Annotated in this window: 19 protein-coding genes and 1 tRNA gene; 11 read left to right on the forward strand and 9 right to left on the reverse strand. The window is 70.8% G+C overall.

Going from position 1 to position 20,733, the window contains the following annotated elements; genetic code table 11:
• Positions 1 to 73 precede the first annotated feature (73 nt).
• The 5 genes from QFZ75_RS24280 to QFZ75_RS24300 all read left to right on the forward strand — a co-directional run bounded on the left by QFZ75_RS24280 (position 74) and on the right by QFZ75_RS24300 (position 4,995).
• A complete protein-coding gene (locus tag QFZ75_RS24280) occupies positions 74 to 1,021 on the forward strand; it encodes a hypothetical protein (protein ID WP_307540091.1) in 948 nt (315 codons plus the stop codon).
• A 212-nt stretch (positions 1,022 to 1,233) separates the two neighbouring features.
• Entirely contained in the window at positions 1,234 to 2,013 is a 780-nt protein-coding gene (locus QFZ75_RS24285) for an HAD-IIA family hydrolase (protein WP_307540093.1), read from the forward strand.
• 129 nt (positions 2,014 to 2,142) lie between these two features.
• Positions 2,143 to 2,784 carry a hypothetical protein gene (locus tag QFZ75_RS24290; RefSeq protein WP_307540095.1) on the forward strand — a complete coding sequence of 214 codons (642 nt, stop codon included), beginning with the start codon at positions 2,143 to 2,145 and terminating at the stop codon, positions 2,782 to 2,784.
• Positions 2,785 to 2,790: 6 nt separating this feature from the next.
• Positions 2,791 to 3,525, forward strand: a complete 735-nt coding sequence (locus tag QFZ75_RS24295; protein WP_307540097.1) for a class F sortase — start codon at positions 2,791 to 2,793, stop codon at positions 3,523 to 3,525.
• A gap of 453 nt (positions 3,526 to 3,978) precedes the next feature.
• The gene (locus QFZ75_RS24300) at positions 3,979 to 4,995 is read left to right on the forward strand and encodes a glycoside hydrolase family 6 protein (RefSeq protein WP_307540099.1); all 1,017 of its coding nucleotides are present in this window, start codon (positions 3,979 to 3,981) and stop codon (positions 4,993 to 4,995) included.
• 88 nt (positions 4,996 to 5,083) lie between these two features.
• Here QFZ75_RS24300 and QFZ75_RS24305 read toward each other — a convergent pair whose 3' ends face one another.
• The 3 genes from QFZ75_RS24305 to QFZ75_RS24315 all read right to left on the reverse strand — a co-directional run bounded on the left by QFZ75_RS24305 (position 5,084) and on the right by QFZ75_RS24315 (position 10,165).
• Positions 5,084 to 7,021: a kelch motif-containing protein gene (locus tag QFZ75_RS24305; RefSeq protein WP_307540101.1), complete on the reverse strand. Its 1,938-nt coding sequence runs from the start codon at positions 7,019 to 7,021 to the stop codon at positions 5,084 to 5,086.
• Positions 7,022 to 7,114: 93 nt separating this feature from the next.
• Positions 7,115 to 9,127 carry a cellulose synthase catalytic subunit gene (locus QFZ75_RS24310; RefSeq protein ID WP_307540103.1) on the reverse strand — a complete coding sequence of 671 codons (2,013 nt, stop codon included), beginning with the start codon at positions 9,125 to 9,127 and terminating at the stop codon, positions 7,115 to 7,117.
• A gap of 327 nt (positions 9,128 to 9,454) precedes the next feature.
• Positions 9,455 to 10,165: a FadR/GntR family transcriptional regulator gene (locus QFZ75_RS24315; protein WP_307540105.1), complete on the reverse strand. Its 711-nt coding sequence runs from the start codon at positions 10,163 to 10,165 to the stop codon at positions 9,455 to 9,457.
• Positions 10,166 to 10,390: 225 nt separating this feature from the next.
• Between QFZ75_RS24315 and QFZ75_RS24320 the strand changes: the two genes are divergently transcribed.
• The 5 genes from QFZ75_RS24320 (at position 10,391) to QFZ75_RS24340 (ending at position 15,122) form a co-directional block, all read left to right on the forward strand.
• Positions 10,391 to 11,740: a peptidoglycan-binding protein gene (locus QFZ75_RS24320; protein ID WP_307540106.1), complete on the forward strand. Its 1,350-nt coding sequence runs from the start codon at positions 10,391 to 10,393 to the stop codon at positions 11,738 to 11,740.
• Between the two features lie 97 nt (positions 11,741 to 11,837).
• The gene (locus QFZ75_RS24325) at positions 11,838 to 13,013 is read left to right on the forward strand and encodes an SPFH domain-containing protein (RefSeq protein ID WP_307540108.1); all 1,176 of its coding nucleotides are present in this window, start codon (positions 11,838 to 11,840) and stop codon (positions 13,011 to 13,013) included.
• Positions 13,000 to 13,674 (forward strand): nucleoside/nucleotide kinase family protein, encoded by a 675-nt coding sequence (locus QFZ75_RS24330; RefSeq protein WP_307540109.1) that lies wholly within the window; start codon positions 13,000 to 13,002, stop codon positions 13,672 to 13,674. Before QFZ75_RS24325 ends, QFZ75_RS24330 begins: the two co-directional genes overlap by 14 nt.
• Positions 13,675 to 13,817: 143 nt before the next feature.
• Positions 13,818 to 14,462 (forward strand): lytic polysaccharide monooxygenase, encoded by a 645-nt coding sequence (locus QFZ75_RS24335; protein WP_307540110.1) that lies wholly within the window; start codon positions 13,818 to 13,820, stop codon positions 14,460 to 14,462.
• A gap of 165 nt (positions 14,463 to 14,627) precedes the next feature.
• Positions 14,628 to 15,122 (forward strand): DUF3592 domain-containing protein, encoded by a 495-nt coding sequence (locus tag QFZ75_RS24340; protein ID WP_307540112.1) that lies wholly within the window; start codon positions 14,628 to 14,630, stop codon positions 15,120 to 15,122.
• Between the two features lie 52 nt (positions 15,123 to 15,174).
• Here the strand turns inward: QFZ75_RS24340 and QFZ75_RS24345 are convergent.
• From QFZ75_RS24345 to ehuB, 6 genes are all read right to left on the reverse strand, one after another.
• Positions 15,175 to 15,251, reverse strand: a tRNA-Lys gene (locus QFZ75_RS24345).
• A gap of 97 nt (positions 15,252 to 15,348) precedes the next feature.
• Positions 15,349 to 16,107, reverse strand: coding sequence for an IclR family transcriptional regulator (locus tag QFZ75_RS24350; RefSeq protein ID WP_307540114.1), 759 nt, complete (start codon positions 16,105 to 16,107; stop codon positions 15,349 to 15,351).
• A 182-nt stretch (positions 16,108 to 16,289) separates the two neighbouring features.
• On the reverse strand, positions 16,290 to 17,060 hold the full coding sequence (gene ehuA / locus QFZ75_RS24355) for an ectoine/hydroxyectoine ABC transporter ATP-binding protein EhuA (RefSeq protein ID WP_307544745.1): 771 nt from the start codon (positions 17,058 to 17,060) through the stop codon (positions 16,290 to 16,292).
• Between the two features lie 49 nt (positions 17,061 to 17,109).
• Entirely contained in the window at positions 17,110 to 17,760 is a 651-nt protein-coding gene (gene ehuD / locus QFZ75_RS24360) for an ectoine/hydroxyectoine ABC transporter permease subunit EhuD (protein WP_307540115.1), read from the reverse strand.
• Positions 17,757 to 18,476 (reverse strand): ectoine/hydroxyectoine ABC transporter permease subunit EhuC, encoded by a 720-nt coding sequence (ehuC, locus tag QFZ75_RS24365; protein WP_307540117.1) that lies wholly within the window; start codon positions 18,474 to 18,476, stop codon positions 17,757 to 17,759. Before ehuC ends, ehuD begins: the two co-directional genes overlap by 4 nt.
• Positions 18,473 to 19,414: an ectoine/hydroxyectoine ABC transporter substrate-binding protein EhuB gene (ehuB, locus tag QFZ75_RS24370; RefSeq protein ID WP_307540119.1), complete on the reverse strand. Its 942-nt coding sequence runs from the start codon at positions 19,412 to 19,414 to the stop codon at positions 18,473 to 18,475. The genes ehuC and ehuB overlap by 4 nt, the downstream gene beginning before the upstream one ends.
• 126 nt (positions 19,415 to 19,540) lie before the next feature.
• Here ehuB and QFZ75_RS24375 point away from each other — a divergent pair, with 126 nt between their 5' ends.
• Positions 19,541 to 20,701, forward strand: a complete 1,161-nt coding sequence (locus tag QFZ75_RS24375) for an LLM class flavin-dependent oxidoreductase (RefSeq protein ID WP_307540120.1) — start codon at positions 19,541 to 19,543, stop codon at positions 20,699 to 20,701.
• Positions 20,702 to 20,733: the final 32 nt, after the last annotated feature.

Below are 20,733 nucleotides of genomic sequence, written 5' to 3' on the forward strand. Positions count from 1 at the left end.
CCGCCGTCCGAACAGTCCCATCTCCGCGCGCCTGGGGTGGGGGCGGGTGGGCTCGTGGCAGGGTCCTGTGTTCATGCGAGTGAGCAAGCCCGTGTCCCTTGCCGTCAGTGCCGCAGCCGCGCTCACCGCCGTGCCCGCCGTGCCCGCGGCGCAGGCCGCGCAACGTGTCGCGCAGGCCGTCCCCGTGGCTGACGGAATCGGGCGGCCCGGGCTGCCGGGGTGTGCCGTGTCCGGGGAGCGGGAGTTTCCGGTTCGGACCCGGATCCACGGCGGGCCCGATGCCTATGAGGCCGGGGGCGGGTACCGGACCTGGTACATCGACCTCACCAACACCACCGATGCCACCTGCCGCCACATCCACCCGGTCGTCGTCCTGGTGGACGACAGACGGGCGCTCACTGCGGAGCAGCCACGGCTGGAGTTCTACGACGGGGAGCGGCCCCGCCCCGTCACCTTCGAGCGGACTGACGAGGACGAGCACATCGGTGTCCTCGGTGAAGGTGACGGCGACGGCGACGGCGACGGCGACGATGAAGGTGATGGCTTCTCGGGGTTCACCGTCGCGCCCGGGGAGACCCTCTCCGTCAAGGTGCGGCTCGCCGTCACCTCGGACGCGGTGGCCAACGACGTCGTCGCGAACGCGGCCGTCGTGCAGCGCCAGGAGGACGACGGCGCCTGGGTGGGGCAGTCCAACGACTACCGCTTCCGGATCGTCGGGATCGAGAGCGAGAGCGAGAGCGAGAGAGAGAACGGGAGGGAGAGCGCGGGCGACGGCGGGGGCGGGGGGCTGGAGAAAGAGGCGTCCGGTGAGCCGCGCCGTGACGCGGGCGTCCGGGAACGCAGCCCTCGGGGCGCCACCGACGGCGTACCGGACAGGCTCCCGTTCGCCGAGGAACTGGCCGGTACGGGGCTGTCCTCGCCCCGCGCCGTCCTCGCCGCGGCGGCCGGCGCGCTGCTCCTCCTCGGCGCCGGGACCACCGCACTGGTCCTGGCCCGCCGCGGCGGCCGCGGCAGGCGCTGAGTCCCTCCTCCTCACCCCGCCCACCTTTCCCCGCCCCTTCTCACCCCTCCCCGCCCCTCTCCACCAAGATCCAGCGGATGGCTAGTCTGGGGGCGTCGGCACACAGCTGTGTCCGGTGACGCCGGCACACAGCCGTGACGGCGTCCTCCACACCCCCGCACGGCACACACCCCGCACGGCGGACTCCGCACGCGTACGGCAGGAGACGGCACATGGCAGATCGCAAGCCCATCGAATCGTGGCTCACCGACATGGACGGCGTGCTCATCCACGAGGGCGTGCCGATCCCCGGCGCCGACGCCTTCATAAAGAAGCTCAGGGAGTCCGGGAAGCCCTTCCTGGTCCTCACCAACAACTCCATCTACACGGCCCGCGACCTGCACGCCCGGCTGCGGCGGATGGGCCTGGACGTGCCCGTCGAGAACATCTGGACGTCCGCCCTCGCCACCGCCCAGTTCCTGGACGACCAGCGCCCCGACGGCTCCGCGTACGTGATCGGCGAGGCGGGCCTGACCACCGCGCTGCACGACATCGGGTACGTGCTGACCGACCACGACCCCGACTACGTGGTCCTCGGCGAGACCCGCACGTACTCCTTCGAGGCCATGACCAAGGCGGTGCGCCTCATCAACGACGGCGCCCGTTTCATCGCCACGAACCCCGACGAGACCGGCCCGTCCGCCGAGGGGGCGCTGCCCGCCACCGGCGCGGTCGCCGCGCTGATCACCAAGGCGACCGGCAAGAAGCCGTACTTCGCGGGCAAGCCGAACCCGCTGATGATGCGTACGGGACTCAACACCATCGGCGCGCACTCCGAGACCAGCGCGATGATCGGCGACCGCATGGACACGGACGTCCTGGCGGGTCTGGAGGCCGGCATGCAGACCTTCCTGGTCCTCACCGGCCTCACCACCCAGGCGGAGATCGAGAAGTACCCGTACCGCCCGTCCACGATTGTCGACTCCATCGCCGACCTCGTCGAGCGCATCTGAACCGAGCGCATCTGAACCGGACGCGTCTGAACCGAGCGTGTCGGAGCCACCCGTACGGAGCAGTGGTTCTCCTCCCCGGATGCGTGCCCGTGCCCGGGGGAGGACGCTCCAGGTGTCTGGAGGTTCACGATGGGTTCACTGCGACTCACACTCTGTGCCGGAGCGGCGGTCGCCGCCGCACTGTCCGCCGCATCCCTCGCGTACGCGGCCGACGGAGCCGTCTCGGTGACTTCGGGGGCCCCGGCTCCCGGCAGCGACATCCGGCTGCGGGTGCAGGGCTGCGACGGGAGGTCCGGGACCGCGGCGTCCGAGGCGTTCGTCGCCGACGCGCGGCTCGCCGGGGAGTCCGGCACGCTGACCGGCGAGACCCGTGTCCGCTCGACGCTGGACCCCGGCTCGTACGGCGTCAGGGTCACCTGCGACGGCTCCGAGCACGAGTTCGGAGGCACCGTCACCGTCGTCGACAAGAAGCAGCACGACAAGAAGCAGCACGACGAGCAGCAGAAACAGCAGCACGAGAAACAGCAGCAGGAGAAGAAGCAGCAGGAGAAGCCGCAGCAGAAGCAGCAGCAGGACGTGTCCGGCGCGCCCGCGTCCCCCGTCGCCCCCGTGCACGCCGGAGGCGGAGGCACCTCCCGGCTCACCGCCGCCGAGGCCCGCTCGGAGGGGCCCGGTACCCGGCACGCCGTCGTCGGGCTCGTCCTCGCCGGTGTCGCCGCCGTCGCCGTGGCCGTGCGCAGCGTCCGGCGCGGCCGCGGCCGTACGGACTGAGCGGCCATGCCGGACGAAAACCCCCGGGAGGACCGGGCGGACCATGCGCACCCCTCCGGCGGCCGGCTCCTGATGGGGGTCGCCTGGGCCCTGCTGCTGCTCGGGCTGTGGCTGTGGGGCCGCGAGGTCACCGACGTACGCCAGGGCATATCCGCGCCGACCACGGGTGACGTGGCGGCGGTCGGCCGCCCCCTCGGCGTCGAACTGCCGCCCGCGGTCAGACCGTTGAGGGGTGCGCGGCCACAGCGCGTGGACATCCCCGCGCTGCGCGTGCAGGCGCCCGTGGTGACCCGCGGCCTCGACGCGCGGGGAGCGGTCGACCCGCCGCCGTACGAGCGGCCGGGGACCGTGGGCTGGTACGGGGGAGGGGTGCGGCCCGGGTCCGCCGGGACCGCGCTGCTCGTCGGGCACGTGGACACCGACACCCGGCCCGCGGTCTTCTACCACCTGAGCGAGGTGCGGCCGGGCGCGGCGGTCCGGGTGGTGCGCGACGACGGCACGGTCGCCGAGTTCACCGTCGAGGACGTCCAGGTCTTCGCCCGTGACCGCTTCGACGCCCGGAAGGCGTACGGGGTCCGCCAGTCGGGCCGCGCCGAGCTGCGGCTGATCACGTGCGGTGGCTCCTTCGACCGGCACAGCCGCACCTACACGGCGAACGTGGTCGTCTCCGCGTACCTCAGCGGAACCGTCGCCGGCGAGGGGAAGAGCGCGGCCGGAAGCGTGCCCGGGAGCGCGGGGTAGTGGTTCCCGGGCGGCACCTGGCCCGGCCGACGACCCGCTCCCCTGAGAGCCGTCGACCGGGCCGGCCCTCGACCGTGCGCGCACGGGCTGCGGGAGTAACCCGGCGACCGGCACGGGAGGTTCAGCGGCCCGTCCGGGTGCGTCCGGAGGGCCGACAGCCTGGGGCCGGGGCCGTCTGAGACGACTTTAGAACGGATGAGCGCCCCGGCCTAGGGTCTGAATGACGCCAAGTCCCGGGCCGACAGCGCTGCGTCATCGGCGCAGCTTGCCGCTGTCGTGACGCGCGTCCACCCGCCGCGGGACAGGCGGACCGGAGCCCGCGCGCATGTCCCGCCCGGGCCGGGCGACAAGGCGCTGTAACAGCTGACCGACAAGGCCCGACTGCGCTCGTGGGGCCACGGCGGGTATGTCAGGATTGGTACTTCGCACGGCGCACCCGAGGGGGAGTTTTCGATGTACGGGAGCAGGGGGGCCGGGGCAAGGGCGTCCGTGGCGGTGGCCGGAGCTGTGCTGCTGCTCGCGGGGTGTTCGTCCTCGGACGACGGCGGCGGGAAGGACAAGTCCGGTGCCGGGGTGAGCCAGCAGCCCAAGGACAAGGACCCGTTCTGGGTCAACCCGGACGGGAACGCGGCGGAGCAGGTCGCCACCTACGTGAAGGACGGCAAGGACGAGGACGCCGAACTGATCCGCAGGATCGCGGAACAGCCCACCGGGCAGTGGCTCACCCCGGAGAACGCCGAGCAGGAGGCGCGCGGCTTCACCGAGGCCGCCGCCGAGGCCGACCGGGACGCGCTGCTCGTCGTCTACAACATCCCGCACCGCGACTGCGGCCAGTTCTCCGGCGGCGGCGCCGCGGACGGCAACGCGTACCGGACCTTCATCGACCAGGTCGCCAAGGGCATCGGCGACCGGGCGACCACGGTCATCCTGGAGCCGGACGCCGTCCTGCACATGGTGGACGGCTGCACCCCGGAGGAGTTCCACGAGGAGCGGTACGACCTGCTGCGGGGCGCGGTGGAGAAGCTCACGTCGCTGAAGAACACGAAGGTCTACCTGGACGCGGGCAACGCGGGCTGGGGCAAGCCCGACGACATCGCCGAGCCGCTGAAGCTGGCGGGCGTCGAGAACGCCGAGGGCTTCGCGGTCAACGTGTCCAACTTCTACAAGACGCCCGAGAGCACGGAGTACGGCAAGGAGCTGTCCTCGAAGGTCGGCGGCAAGCCGTTCGTGATCGACACCAGCCGCAACGGCAACGGGCCGTACACGGAAGGCGATCCGGAGGAGAACTGGTGCAACCCGCCCGGGCGCGCCCTGGGCGAGTCGCCCACCACGAACACCGGTGACGACCTCGTCGACGCCTACGTGTGGGTCAAGCGCCCCGGCGAGTCCGACGGCACCTGCAAGGACGGGCCGAAGGCGGGCCAGTGGTGGCCGGAGTACGCGCTGGAACTGGCGAAGGCGAGCAAGTAGTACCTGTCGTCGTGCGACCGGTGATCATGCGACTGGGGCGCCCTCCGGACACGGAGGACGCCCCAGTCGCATGATCACCGGTCGGGGGTCAGGGAACCTTCACCCACTGCGCCTTGCTCGGGGTGCCCTGGCCGTCCGTCACGAACAGCATGTACCAGCCGGACTCGACGAGGTTGCGGCCCTTCGGGACGGTCACCTCGATGCCGTCCTCCGTCTTCTCGAAGTCCAGCGCGATGGACCGCTGGTCGACGTCGGTGACGTGCGTCGAGGCGCTCGGCCGGATCAGCCGGGCCGACTTGATCGACGAGGAGTGCTGCGTGGTGAACGTCGCCGACCCGCCGCGCGCGATGGTCTTCGGGCCGCCGGAGAGCGCCGGCCGCGAGCCCTGGTACAGGTACGGCGGCGTGTAGATCTCCACGCGCTGCTCGAACTTGCCCGGCTTGGTGTTGGCCTTGTCGGCGTAGAGCGAGTCCGAGCCGAAGAACATCACCCGGCCGTCGGGCAGCAGGATCGAGCCCGAGTGGTAGTTGCGGCCCACCAGCGGGTCGGCGACCCGCTTGAACTTGTTGGTCTTCGAGTCGTACATCCGGGCCTGGAGGATGTTGGTGGCGCCGCGCCCGCGGTAGTCCTCCGAGCCGCCCGAGACCAGCACGTCGTCGTCCGGGAGGATCGAGTACTGCGGGTAGCGCGTGCCCTTCTCCAGCTCGGGGCCGTCGACGAACTTCGGGTCGTCGTCCAGCAGGTCGATGATGCGGGTCTTCCTGCTGGACAGCTTGGACTCGCCGACCCCGCCGCCGCCGATCACCATGTACTTCTCGTCCTGCGCGGGCGGCAGCAGCACCGTGCCCGCGGTCTCCAGGCGCTTCGGGTCGGACATGCCCTTGAGCTTCTTGAACTTGTTGGTCTCCAGGTCCCAGACGCCCGGGTCACGGCCGACGTCGTCGGGTCCGTAACCGGCGTTCGCGCCCGAGTAGAACAGCTTGCCGTTCTGCATCAGGGAGATCGCCGGGTAGGTCGGGAACTGCCTGATGCCGTCGGTGTACGTCCACTTCTTGGTCTTCGGGTCGTACACCTCGTTCTTGCCCGGCACCAACTGGCCGATCTCGTCCAGGCCGGAGAGGCTGAGGATCTTGCCGTCGGACAGCGTGGTGAGCGTCGGGTACCAGCGCGCCTCGTTCATCGGGTCGACCTTGATGTACTTCTCGGCGACCGGGTCGAACTCGTAGGCGTCCTTGATGCCCTGGAAGTCCTTCTTGTCGAGGGCGAGCTTCTCGGCGATGCCGTACGTGTTGCGCGCGTCCGTGCCGGACAGGCCCTGCACGCGGTAGTTGTCCTGGGTGCCCGTCTCGTACTTGGCGCCGCTCTTCTGCGCCTCGACGTAGATCCGGCCCAGGCCCGGTTCGTTGCGCAGGAACGCGCCGGTCGCCTTGTCGAAGACCTTCTTGGCCCGCTCGACGACGATCGGGTCCTTCGACACGAACGTCTTGCCGCCCTCCTTGCCCGTGAACCGGGTGCCGGCGGGCAGGGTGATCGGCTTGTCCGGGTTCTCGTTGTGGACGACCATCAGACCGCCGGCCTTGGTGGTGTCGCCCTTGAGCTTCTCGTACCGCTTGGTGCCGCCCGCGATCAGCAGGTTGCCGTTGGGCAGTTGCGTGTGGCCGGTGCAGAACAGGTCGGCGGGCGTCGGGACCTTCTTGATCGTCTTCTTGACCGGGTCCCAGACGCGGGTGTCGAACTTCTTCGCGTCGAAGTTGTCCTGGTTGTTGCCCGAGCCGGCGATCAGCAGGATCTTGCCGGTGTGCAGGAGCGCGGCGTGGATCGTGTTGAGCCGGTACTCCTCCGGGAACTCGACGACGTCCCACTTGCCGTTCTCGGCCTTGTACTCCGGCTTGTTGATCTTGTACTCGTGGTACTGGTCCGACCCGAAGCGGTAGAGCGCGGGTCCGTTCATCCCGGCCAGCGCAAGCACCACCGCCGCACCTATCGCGATGCGGCGGGCACGGCGGCGGCTGGAACCGTCTTTCACTTCAATTCCCGTCTGATGTGTCGTTGATGATCGGCGGCGCGCGGAAATCCCTTCCGGGCCGGCCTCAGGTACGCGGCGGAGTGGCCGTCCGTCTCAGCTGCCGGACGGGTCGCGCCGGCCGCCGAGGGAGATCTGCACGGTCTGGTCGTTCCCCCCGTTGGCCGCCCAGCTGGGTTTGTGCTGGGGCGCGTGCGGCGCGTACTGGGGTGAGTGCGGCGCCTGGGACTGCTGGGGTTGGACCGGGATCCGGCTGTCGTGCACGGGCACCGGGGGCGCCGGGACCTCCTTGGGGGCGCCGCCGTGGCGGTGCTTGCGCCCCTTCTTGTCCTGCCGCATCATCCAGCGCCAGGCGAACATCGGCGAGGCCGTGATGAGCAGCGCGAACGTCGCCCAGATGATCATCGCGGGGTGGGCGTGGCCGTAGACGAAACCGGCGGTGATCGAACCGCTGAAGATCGCGATGAAGTACCAGTGGTACCGGAAGGTGCCGAACCAGGTGTCCGGGCTCGCGGAGTCGCCCTTGGGGGTGACCACGAACTTGCTCTTGCGCCGCAGCACCGAGTCGATGAGCGCCTTCGCGTACAGCGGCGCCGACAGCGCGGACATGATCATGCCGGCCACACCGCCGGAGCCCTCGGGCTCGTGCGGCGAGACGTTGTGGCGGCGGTTCCAGACGTACAGGCCGATCTGCAGCGCGGAGGCGTTGCCGTAGAGCATCAGCCAGATCGCCGGGTCGATGTCCACACCCGAGGCGCCCAGGCCCAGGAACAGGGCGCAGCTCAGCGCCGCCAGGATCCAGTTGAGGGCCGACATCGGGTAGAAGATGATCATCATCGTGTAGTTGAAGAACTTGCTCGGCGGCAGCGAGTAGGCGCCCTTCCAGTACTGCTTGAGGATCGTCTCGTACGTACCCCGTGACCAGCGCATCTGCTGGGTGAAGAAGTCCGTCCAGGCGTTCGGGCCCTCGCCGACCGCGAGGACGTCCGGGGTGTAGACCGAGCGCCACTTCCTGCCCGTCACCGGGTTCTTGTGGCGGTGGATCTCGAAGCCGGTCGCCATGTCCTCGGTGATCGAGTCGTACAGACCGCCGATCTGCTTCAGCGTCCGGATGCGCACGGCGTTGGAGGTGCCGACGAACATCGGCGAGCCGTAGGCGTTGCCCGCCCGCTGGATCAGCGCGTGGAACAGGAACTGCTGCGACTCGGCGGCCTTGGTGATCGGGTTGTCGTAGTTGCCGTAGACCTGCGGGCCGATCACGAAGCCGACGTCCGGGTCGCGGAAGAAGCCCAGCATCCGCTCCAGGTAGTTGGGCAGCGGCACGTGGTCGGTGTCGACGGAGGCGAAGAAGTCGTAGTGGTCGCCGTGCGCGTCCAGCCAGGCGTTGTAGTTGCCGTGCTTGGTCTTCGCGCGGTGCGGGCCCTTCTTCTGGTTCCACTTCGCGACGCCCTTGCGGGAGAAGTGGTGCACGCCGAGGCGCTCGCAGACCGCCTTCACTGCGGGGTCGTCGCCCTCGTCGAGCAGCCAGACGTGCATGAGGCCGCGGTGGCGGATCCGCACCGCGGCTTCCAGCGTCTTGGTCACCATCTCCAACGGCTCCTTGCCGGGCACGAAGGAGGTGAGGAAGGCCACTCGCGTGCCGGTCTCGGGAACCACCGGGATCGGATCGCGGGCCACCAGCGTGGCGTGCGCGTTCGACAGCACGTTCATGCAGCGGAACAGCTCGATCAGACCGATGGAGACGAGCATCACCATGTCGAGCGCCGGCAGGAAGTCGTACGCGGGGTAGTCCCGCTCGGTCCAGTGCTCCGGCTGGAGCAGCCAGGCGAGCAGCACGAGCGACAGGAGCGGGGCGGCGCCCAGCATCAGGGCGGCGCGCAGCCGGTGCGGCTCCTGCGAGAGGAGCGTGCGGTACTGCACCTTGTACGGCTTGCCCGGGTCGGGCTGGGTGAGAGGACCTGCGAGACGGCTGTAGTGCTCGTAGTCGTATCTCGGCAGGTTCTTCTTTATTCTGCGGAAAGTGCCGGTCCGTGTCTGTGACGGCACCCTCAGCTGGGTGGTCTCGGACGGGTCGGAATTCTGCCGGGCGCCCGTCGGCGTCGACGTCATGAGTCATCCCCCCACACGCACGTCACTGCGTGCTCGTTGTTCCCTTCGCCGGCAGGTCCCCCCTGGACCATGCACAGGCGTATCAACAGCAGGCCCCCGTCACCACATCATCCACATACCTTATAGACATGGTGGAGCGGCCTTCCGGTTGCATGATGCCCCCCTCGGCATCCGCTCGGCATCCGCGTACGGACGGGGCCCCGAATCCCCGCCTTCGGACATCACCGGTTCCGTGTCCCCCAACCGGGCCGCAACCGCAGCCTTTTGTCGCCCAGGGTTCTACGCGGTTCCCCATGATCGCAAGACGCGAAACATGGTGTTTACCGATCATATGTGCCTATTGGGGTGCCTGATGGTCTCGTTCGGTACGGTTGCGGTCAGGCGTGTACGGATGTGACCGAAGTGTTCTCTTATGGCGCCCTCGGCCCGGCCCGCGTCACCGGAGCGCACCGCGTCGAGGATCTCCCGGTGCTGCCGGCAGGTCACCCTCGGATCCTGCGGAAGCTCCGCGAGATCCGTGCGTACGCGGTGGAAGGCGTCCCAGAACGCCTCCAGGAGCTCGCTCAGCAGCGCGTTGCCCAGGCCCCGGTACAGGGTGGCGTGAAAGGCGCGGTCGGTCTCGGCGAGGCCCTTGCCGGCGGAGGCCTGCGCGTCCATGCGGTCGACCAGTGCGTCCAGGGCGGCCAGGTCGTCCTGCGGGACGTTGCCCGCGACCCGGGAGACCAGGCCGGTCTCCACCGCCTCGCGCAGCTGCAGCAGCTGCAGCAGGCTGTCCTCGCCGCGGTAGTGCCCGGCGACCGTGCGGAAGGCGAGGCCCTCGATCACCGGCGCCATGGACATCGGCCCGACATACGTGCCGAAACCGTGCCGGATCTCCACGATGCCCATCGCCTGCAGGGCCTTGAGGGCCTCGCGCACGGAGTTCCGGCTGGCGCCGAGCAGCTCCATGAGGTCGGGCTCGGTCGGCAGCACGGCGCCCGGGGGCAGCCGGCGGTCGATGATGAGCTTCTTGATCTGCTCCTGGAGATCGCGCGCCATGGCGAGAGGGTAGCGGGTCCCCGCGGACGCCCTTCGCGGATCGGGGTGCCCCGGGCTCCGACCGTTCTCGGCCACGGGCCGGTGGGGGCCGCGGTCGAAAACGGTCCGGCCGCCGGCGGCGATTACATCATTCGGACCGTCAGCATGCGATGTCCGCAGCCGGTTGAGAAGCTGACGGATGTGCAGAACCTTGGAAATCTCCAGCAGAACGACGAGGGGAAAAAGATGACCGCTCCGGTGTTCGAGGAATTCGATCCCGCGAGCGACTGCGACTGCCCAGGATGCACCCACTGGCGGCGCGTCCTGCCGCACTCCACCCCCACGCGCCACCCCGCCGGCGCCCCCATGGCGGCCCTCGCCCTGGCCGCGGCCGCCGGCACGGTGCTCGGCGCGGCGGGCGCCGCCCCCGCCGTCGCCGCGGCGCACGCCCCCCAGCGTCCCGGCGCCCCCGCGGCGGACGACCCCGGCACCCCCCAGGGCGGCACGGCCCCGCTGCACGGCCCCGGCGGCGTCCCCGCCAAGGCCAGGGTCCCCCTGACGACCCGGGCCGAGATCATCGACCGGGCCAAGGAGTGGGTCGCGGCGCGGGTGCCGTACGACATGAACGCCTACTGGTCCGACGGCTACCGCCAGGACTGCTCGGGCTTCGTCTCGATGGCCTGGAACCTCGGCGGCAACGAATGGACGGGCAGCCTCGACACGTACGGCGTGCGGATCGGCAAGGACGAGCTCCAGGCCGGCGACATCCTGCTCTTCCACAATCCCGCCGACCCCGAGAAAGGGTCGCACGTCACGATTTTCGGCGGCTGGACGGATCAGACGCGGAGCCATTACGTCGCGTACGAGCTGACCCCCCCGACCGCCCGGCGGAAATCCACTCCCTACGCCTACTGGAGCAATTCGGCCCGCTATCTCCCGTACCGCTACAAGGGACTCAGGGCGGAGCCCGGCGCGGACGGCACGGACGGCACGGGCACCGTCACGCCCGTCACCTCGCCGGGCGGGGCCTACCCCGGCGCGGCCGCCTTCGGGCCCGGCAGGAACAACGCGTACGTCACCCGGCTGGGACGGATGCTCGTCGCGCGCGGCGCCGGCGCGTACTACAGCTCGGGGCCGGGGCCGCGCTGGACGGACGCGGACCGGCGGGCGACCCGCGCGTTCCAGCTGGCACAGGGCTGGACCGGCGCGGACGCCGACGGACTGCCGGGGCCGACGACCTGGTCGTACCTGGTGAACGGCGGGGGCCGGGACGTCAGGGCCGCGAGTGCCGGAGGTTCCGCCACCCCCGTGCGGCCCCCGGTCCCGGCTCCGGCCACGGAAGCGGGCTCGCACGGTGTGGCCGGCTACCCCGGCCGGGCGGCGTTCCGGCCCGGCGCCGACAACGCGCACGTGACCCGGCTCGGCAGGCAACTGGTGAAGAAGGGGTTCGGCACGCACTACACGCAGGGTCCGGGACCGCGCTGGGGCGAGAGCGACCGGCGCAACGTCGAGGCGTTCCAGCGGTCGCAGGGGTGGCGCGGCGGGGCGGCGGACGGCTACCCCGGCCCGGAGACCTGGCGGCGGCTCTTCTCCTAGGTCTCCTCTCCCCGGGCTCCCCCGCCGAGCCCCCGACGACGGTTCTTCCTGGCGGCAGTTCTTTCCGGCGGCAGTTCTTCCCGGCGCGGAGGCACGTATGAGCACGACGACCACTTCACATTCCCCGGAGTCCGAGGGGGTCCCGGAGCCGGCCACGCGCGACACCGGCGGCCGCGGGGCGCGGGTCATCCACACCGAGGCGACCACCGAGATCCCGGTCCACCTGCTGTTCCGCGACGAGCCGGAACCGGTGTCCGTGGCGCTCGCACCCGCAGTGGTGAGCCGCCGGCGGGGCACCGGGGAGCAGCCGCGGATCGCCCGGCGCGCACCGGCCCCGCTGCCGCCGAGGCCCGCCCCGGAGGTCGACCCCGACCTGGTGGAGCGGCCCGCACGGGTGCTGCCGGGCACGGTCGGAGTGCTGGCCGGTGCCGCCGGCGCGGCCGGTTGCGTACTGGCGTCCTGGTGGGCCGGTGTTCTGCCGCTGCTCGCCGTGGACGCGCTGGGCCTGTCGGCGCACACCGGTGCCGGGCTCGGCGGCCCCCAGTGGGCGGCGCTCGCGGGGTGCGGGGCGCTCGCCCTGTTCGGGTTCGGCGGGCTGGCGCGCGGGCGCACCGGGCGCGCCTGGGTGCTCGGGCTCTTCGGCCGCTACCGGGGCACGGTCCGGCGCACCGGGCTGATGTGGGTGAACCCGCTGGTGCTGCGCCGCCGGATCGACGTGCGGCTGCGGCACTGGCGCAGCGAGGCGATGCCGGCGGTCGACGCGAACGGGGTCGCGCTGCGTGTCACCGTCCTCGTCGTCTGGCGGGTGCGGGACACCGCGCGGGCCGCGCTCGGCGTCGAGGACCACCAGCAGTACCTGCGCGAGTGCGTGGAGGCGGCGCTCGCGCGGGTGCTCGCGCAGCTGCCGGCCGACGTCCCGCCGCACACGGCGGGGGCGGCGGACCCCGCGACCCTGCGCAACACGGAGGCCGTCAGCGACGCGCTGACCCGCCTCGTGGCGGCGGACGCGGCGGCGGTCGGCCTCCAGGTGTTCTCCGCGCAGCCGCTCGGGGTGGAGTACGCCCCCGAGGTCGCCGCCGTGATGCAGCGCCGCCGGATCGCGGCCCTGGACGCCCGGCACCGCGACAAGGTCCTCACCTCGGTCGTCGACTCCGTCGAGGACACGGTGACCCGGCTGACCGTGCGCGGGCTCGTCGAGCTGGACGACTACGAGCGCAAGGCCCTGGTGAAGGACCTGACGGTGGCGTTCTATACGGGGCATGGAGATCGCTGACCACCGCACCCCCGCCACGAACCCCCTCGTCCTCGCCGACCTCGCGGCGGACGCCCGGAGCCTGACCGAGGGCACCCCGCGTGCCGTGCTGGGCCTGGCCGGGCCGCCCGGGGCCGGCAAGTCGACCCTCGCCCGCGCCCTGGTCGCGCACCTCGGCGAGGACGCCGCCTACCTGCCGCTGGACGGCTTCCACCTCTCCAACGTCCAGCTGGAGCGCCTCGGGCTGACGGCCCGCAAGGGTTCCGAGCCGAGCTTCGACGTGTGGGGATACGTCGATCTGCTGCGCCGGGTCCTCGACGAGACGGCCCGCGACATCTACGTACCGGACTACGACCGGACCCTCCACGAGCCCGTCGCGGCCCGGCATCTGGTGCCCCCGGCCGCCCGGCTCGTCGTCACCGAGGGGAACTACCTGGCCTGCGATCTGCCCGGGTGGCGGGACGCGTACGTGCTCATGGGGGAGTGCTGGTACGTCGGAGCGCCCGGGGACGTGCGGCACAAGAGGCTGGTGGAACGGCAGTTGGCGGGAGGGAAGGACGAGGCGCAGGCGCGGGACTGGGTCGAGGCCAACGACGGCCCCAACGGGGAGCTGGTGGAGAGGTCGCGGGACCGGTGTCACCGGACGCTCACCACGACAGGTATGGACCCATCGCATTTTTGATATGGACACAGCCAAGTCTCGGCAATAATCTGGTACTTGGTCTAGACCTGAACCATCGCCTCACCCTTACGCACCACCCTCACGCATCGCGATGCGCACGCACGGCTCACGGAACCTCCCCCACGTTCTCCAGGAGCGGCAGCATGCGAGAAACCCCCCAGCCGGCCCTTCATCCGACTCCCCGTCCCCGAAAGCGGCTGAAGTGGTACGCCGCCGCGGTCGGACTCGCCACCACCGGAGCGTTCGTGCTCTCCAGCGGCGGGGCCACCGGTCACGGCTACACCGACCTGCCGGTCAGCCGGCAGAAGGTCTGTCAGAACGGCACCGTGACCAATTGCGGTGACATCCAGTGGGAGCCCCAGAGCGTCGAGGGCCCCAAGGGCTTCCCGGCGTCCGGGCCGGCCGACGGTCAGATCTGCTCCGGGAACCACGGCAACTTCGGCGCGCTGGACAAGGCGACGACGCCCTCGGGCGGTGCCTGGCCCACGACCAAGGTGAACGGCGGACAGAGCTACACCTTCCGCTGGCAGTTCACGGCACGGCACTCCACGACCGACTTCAAGTACTACATCACCAAGAACGGCTGGAACCAGAACGCCGCCCTGACCCGGTCGGCGCTCGACACCACCCCGTTCCTGACCGTCCCCTACAGCGGTCAGCCCCCGGCGACGCTCTCGCACAGCGGCACCCTGCCGTCAGGCAGGAGCGGACATCACGTCATCCTCGCCGTCTGGACGATCGCCGACACGGGCAACGCGTTCTACGCCTGCTCCGACGTCACGTTCTGACCGCCCGGCGGGCGACCGGCGGGTGCCCCCGCCGATCGCCCGCCGCGCAGCTCTGAGCATCCCTTGAGGATCTCCGCCACCCCCCACGGGTAGGTTCCACGCACGTCGACATGACCATGACGGCGTGCGTGGAGCCGTACCGGACTCCGAACACCGGGGGATGTCGTGGATCTCTTCTTCTATGCGATTCCGGGCCTCATCCTGGCCCTCGTGCTCTTCGCGGCCATACGGGTGATCCGCCGTGCGCGGGACCTCAGGCAGGTCTGGAACAGCGGGCTGACGGCCGAGGCGCGCTGTCTGCGCACCTACACGACGACCAGCGGCGGCAGCGGCGACTCCGCCGTGCGCACGACACTCCACCACGTCTACGAGTTCACGGCCCGGGACGGCCGGACCGTCCGGTTCGAGGAGGAGGACGGACCGGGGACGACGCTGGAGGGCGACACCGTCGTCGTGCACTACGCCGAGGGCGAGAGGGTGCGGGCCACGGCCCAGACGCCCAGCCACCGGAAGAACGCGGTGGGGGCCGCGGCGGTCCTGGTCCTCCTCGGGGTGATCGCGGTGATCTGCGTCGGCTTCATGGTCACGTACACCGAGGTCTCCGAGGCGGGCGACTCCCTCGTCGAGGACTCCGGCACCGGATACGGCACCTTCCCGTGACGAGCGGCCCGGGCGACGAAAAGGGCCTCCGCTTTCGCGAAGGCCCTTCGTGTGGTGCGCCGCCAGGGACTCGAACCCCGGACCCGCTGATTAAGAGTCAGCTGCTCTAACCAACTGAGCTAGCGGCGCGTGACTCCCGCCGACCGCTTCCGCGGCTGGCGACAAAGAAAATACTACCCGGTCCTCAGGGGTGCTTCCGACCACCCGCGGGTGACGGGCGGCCGCTTCAGATGGCCAGCGAGAGCAGGACCGGTGCCGCGCCCCGGTTCAGGGTGTCGGCCGCCTCGCGCAGCCGGTGGGCGTGTTCCAGTGGGAGGGAGAGGGCGAGGCAGCCCACGGCGGAGCCGGCCGTGACCGGGACCGCCGCGCAGACCGTGCCCACCGCGTACTCCTGGAGGTCGAGCACGGGCACGGTCGGTGCCTGGGCGTCGAGCCGGGACAGGAGCACCCGCTCGTTCGTGATGGTCCGCGAGGTGAGCCGCGCCATCCGGTGACGGGAGAGGTGGTCGCGCCGGCCGTTGAGGTCGAGCTGCCCGAGCAGGCTCTTGCCGATCGCGCTGGCGTGGGCCGAGGAACGGAAGTCCACCCACTCGTTGACCGCCGGGGTCGCCGGGCCGTCCGCGCACTGGGTGACGTGGATCTCGCCGTCCACGTACCGGCTCATGTAGACGGCGGCGCCCAGCGAGTCCCGCAGCCGGTCGAGGGTGCGCTGCAGCTGGGCGCGCAGCGCCTCCTCGCGGCCGTGCGCGGAACCGAGCCGGTCGAAGGCCTCCCCGGTGAGGTACGCCCCGTCCGCCAGCTGCTCCACGTACCCCTCGCGGCGCAGCATCCGCAGGAGTACGACGAGGCGCTCGGTGCCGAGGCCGGTGTGCCGGGCGAGCTCGGCGTCGGTGACTCCGGTGGGGTGCCGGGCCACGGTCTCCAGGACGCGCAGGGCGTCCTGGGCCGAGTGGTACGGCACGGTCGGCTCGTGCTTCAGCGCCACGGTGGGTCCCCTTGCGCTTTTGCGGCCCGGCGTGCGGCCGACCCGGCGCGCATCGGGCCGCACATCAACGCGGCCCGGACGGCCGGGGCCCCCTCCACGATAGCCGCCGGGGCGGTCACCGGGAGGGGCTCTTGACGAGACCGGTGCCCTTGCGTCACCGCACCGCAGTCACCGCACCGCCGTCACAGCACCGCGCCGAGGAACTCCCTGGTCCTGTCGTGCTCCGGGTCGCCGAAGATCTTCTCCGGCGGGCCGGACTCCAGCACGCGCCCGGAGTCGAACATCAGCACCTGGTCGGAGATGTCCCGCGCGAAGCTCATCTCGTGGGTCACGCAGAGCATCGTGATGTCGGTGCTGCGCGCGATGTCCCGCAGCACGTCGAGGACGCCCGCGACCAGCTCGGGGTCGAGCGCGGACGTCACCTCGTCGAGGAGCAGCACCTGCGGCCGCATCGCCAGGGCCCGCGCGATCGCGACCCGCTGCTGCTGCCCGCCGGAGAGCTGGCTCGGGTACTTGTCGAGGTGCTCCGCGAGACCCACCAGGTCGAGCAGTTCACGGGCCCGCTCCTCGGCCGCGTCCCTGGACATGCCGAGCACGGTGACCGGCGCCTCGGTGATGTTGCGCAGCACCTTCATGTTGGGGAAGAGGTTGAACTGCTGGAAGACCATCCCGATGTTCTTGCGGACCTCGCGGACGTGCTTCTCGCCGGCCGGGACCAGCTTGCCGTTCCTCTCCTCGTGGGTGAGGTACTCGCCGCCCACCTTGATCGTGCCCTCGTCGGGCTTGAGCAGGGTCATCAGCAGCCGCAGGATCGTCGTCTTGCCGGAGCCGGACGGGCCGATCAGCGTGACGTGCCTGCCGGAGGCGACGGAGAAGTCGAGGTCGTCGAGGACCGTGTTGGCGCCGAAGCGCTTGGTGACCTTGTCGAAGCGGATCAGCTCGCTGCCGTCCACCGCCGGGTTGGCGGCGGAGGCGGCGGCGGACTCCTTCGTCAGGGGGGTGTCAGCGGACAAGACGTCGCTCCAGGGCTCGCATGAGGAGGGAAGCCGGATAGGAAATGAGGACGAAGGCCACGCCGATGACCGTCAGCGGCTCGGTGAACTGGAAGTTCTGCTGCGAGAACAGCCGTGCCTCGCCGAGCATGTCGAGGACGGTGATCGCCATCAGCAGCGGCGTGTCCTTGAGCATCGAGATGACGTAGTTGCCCAGGGCGGGCACCACCCGGCGGATCGCCTGCGGCAGGATCACCGCGGTCCACGTCCGGGTCAGGGGCAGGTTCAGTGCCGTGGCCGCTTCCCACTGGCCGGCCGGCACGCCCTCGATGCCGGCCCGGTAGACCTGCATCGTGTACGTCGAGTAGTGCAGCCCGATGGCGACGACACCGGTGGTCATCGCGGAGAACGTGATGTCCCACTCGGGCAGCACGTAGAAGAGGAAGAACAGCTGCACCAGCAGCGGGGTGTTGCGGATGAACTCCGTCACGACCCCGACCGGCCAGCGCACCCAGCGGGTCGGGGCGCGCATCAGCAGCGCCCACACCAGTCCGAGGGCGAAGGAGATCAGCGAGCCGAGCACCAGGGCCTGCAGGGTGACCAGCAGTCCGTCCCAGAAGTGCGGCATGAAGTCGCCGACGGCACTCCAGTCCCAGTTCATACGGCACCTCCGCCGACTCCGGTGGTCTCCGGGCGATGCAGCTCGGCCTGGGACACACCCTTCTCGGGAACCTCGCCGATGCCGGCCTTGAGGCGCTTCTCCAGTCCGCGCATGAGCCGCGTGAGCAGGAAGGCGATCACGAAGTAGATCAGCAGGATGTACGTGTAGATCTCCGCGCTCTCCTGCAGCGCGAGCCGCACCAGATTCCCGCTGAAGGCCAGGTCGCCCATGCCCATCACGGACACCAGGGCGGTGCCCTTGAGCAGCTCGATCAGCAGGTTGGAGAAGGGCGGGACCATCTCCGGCACGGCCTGCGGCAGCTGGATCAGCCGCAGCCGCTGCCAGGGCGTGAAGCTGAGCGCGATGCCGCCCTCCACCTGCGCCGGGTCCACGGAGTTCAGGGCGCCGCGCACGATCTCGGAGCCGTACGCCCCGTACGTCAGGCCCAGCGCGAGGGTGCCCGCCCACATCGGGACCAGCTGCCAGCCGAAGGCCAGGGGCAGCACGAAGAACACCCAGAAGATCATGATCAGTGCGGAGGTGCCGCGGAACACCTCCGTGTAGAAGCCCGCGAGGAAGCGGACGATCCACAGCCGGTGGACGCGCGCGATGCCCATCACGAAGGAGACGGCCCCGGCCAGCAGCGCGCTCAGCACCAGCAGCTGGACCGTGACCCAGATCCCCTTCAGTACGAGTTCCCAGAGTCCGGATGTCATCCGCCGCACAGCTCCTTCGCGGTCAGATCGGTCATCTCGTTCTTGGTGAAACCGAAGGGCCGCAGGACGCGCAGCAGTTCACCGCTGTCCTTCATCTTCCGCAGTTCGGCGTTGAAGGCGTCCCGCAGGCCCGTCTCGGTGGGGCGGAACGCGAAACCGCCGCCGTCCGTGTGCGGTTTGCCGTCCACCAGGGGCGCGAACGGCTCGGTCGCCTCCACCCTGCCGGACTTCTTGACGACCTCGCGGACGGTCAGCGCCGTCCCGGCGAACACGTCGACCCGGCCCGCCTCGACGGCGTTCAGGCCCGCGACCTGGTCCTGCACGATCAGGATGTCGCTCTCCTCGTACCCGGCCCCGACCGCGTACCGGATCTCCGCGTATCCCGTTCCGGTCGCGAACTTCGCCCCCGACTCCACGACGTCCTTGTAGTCGCGCAGCTTCTTCGGGTTGCCCTTGCGCACGATGAAGGCGTCGAGCATCTGGTAGTCGGGGTCGGAGAAGATCACCTGCGCGCAGCGCTCGGCGTTGATGTACATGCCGGCCGCGACCACGTCGAACTGCTGGGACTTCAGGCCGGGAATGAGCGAGCCGAACTCCGTCGGCACGGGCTGGACGTTCTCCACCCCCAGCCGCCCGAAGATGACCTTGGCCAGTTCCGGGGCCTCACCCGTGAGCTCGCCGTCCTTGTCGATGTAGCCGAAGGGGATCTCCCCGGCGATGCCGAGCCGTACGACGCCCTGCGCCCTCAGCCGGTCCAGGAGGTCGCCGCCGTCCTTGCCCGACGCCGTGGCCACGCGGCTGCAGCCGGTGGCGCCGAGCGCGCCCAGCGCGCCGAGCGCCGTGACGCCCGCCAGCAGCGACCGGCGGCTCGTGCCGTGCGCGGCCCGGGTTCTTTCCTCCGGTGAAGCGTTCGAGTCGTTCCCAAGTGGTGGAGCCATGGGCGCGCGGCTACCCAAGGCGATGCAAACTATTCGGATTAATTTGCGCCTGTATCGCCGTGCGGGTGCGTCACCCCCACGGGCGGGGCGCGGGGCGCGGGGAACAACCGGAGCCTCCCTCCTGTTATGGGGGGCGGACACCTACGCACCAACAGGAGGAACCCCGTGGCGGCAGCGGACCACTCGACCAGCGGCACCGACGAGATCCGAGGCGAGGCACAGGGCACCGCCCCGGTGCCCCTCTCCGTCCTGGACCTGGTCACCGTCGGTGCGGGCCACACCGCCACCGAGGCCCTGCGCACCGGTGTGGAGCTGGCCCGTCTCGCGGAGGGCCGCGGGTTCCACCGCTACTGGGTGGCCGAACACCACTCCATGCCGGGCGTGGCCTCCTCCTCCCCGGCCGTGATCCTGGCCCACCTGGCCGCGCACACCACCCGCATCCGCCTGGGCTCCGGCGGCGTGATGCTGCCCAACCACGCCCCCCTGGTCATCGCGGAGCAGTTCGGCACGCTCGAAGCGCTGGCCCCGGGCCGCGTCGACCTCGGCCTCGGCCGCGCCCCGGGCACGGACGGCGCCACGGCCGCGGCCCTGCGCCGCACGGAGCGGCTGAACGAGGGCGCCGACGACTTCCCCCAGCAGCTGGCGGAACTGACCCGCTTCTTGGACGACGACTTCCCGAGCGGTCACCCGTACGCCCGGATCCACGCGGTCCCCGGCCCGGTCCAGGCGACCTCGCCCGGCGGTGTGCAGTCCCCGCACCGCCCGCCGCTGTGGCTGCTCGGCTCCTCCGGCTTCAGCGCGCGCCTGGCCGGCACGCTCGGCCTGCCGTTCGCCTTCGCACACCACTTCTCCGCGCAGAACACCGTCCCGGCGCTCGACCTCTACCGCGAGTCCTTCCGGCCGTCGGCCGTGCTCGACGCGCCCTACGCCCTCATCGGCGTCTCCGCGCTCGCGACGGACGACGAGAAGGAGGCCCGCCGCCAGGTCATGGCCGCCGCGCTGAACATGGTCCGCCTGCGCACCGGCCGCCCCGGCCTGGTCCCGACCCCGGAGGAGGCGGAGGCGTACGCCTTCAGCCCGATGGAGCGGGAGTTCATGGACTCCTGGAACGCGAACGTCGTCCACGGCACCGCCGACGAGGTCCGCTCCGGCCTCGACGACCTCCACAAGCGCACCGGCGCCGACGAGCTGATGCTCACGGCCAACGCCCACAGCGGCGCCGTACGCCTGCGCTCGTACGAACTGATCGCGGACGCCTACGGGCTGCCCGCGGCGCCCCGGGTGTAGCGGGGCGGGGCGGGGAACGGGGCGGGCGGCGG

Source organism: Streptomyces sp. V3I8 (assembly GCF_030817535.1).
Lineage (GTDB): Bacteria > Actinomycetota > Actinomycetes > Streptomycetales > Streptomycetaceae > Streptomyces.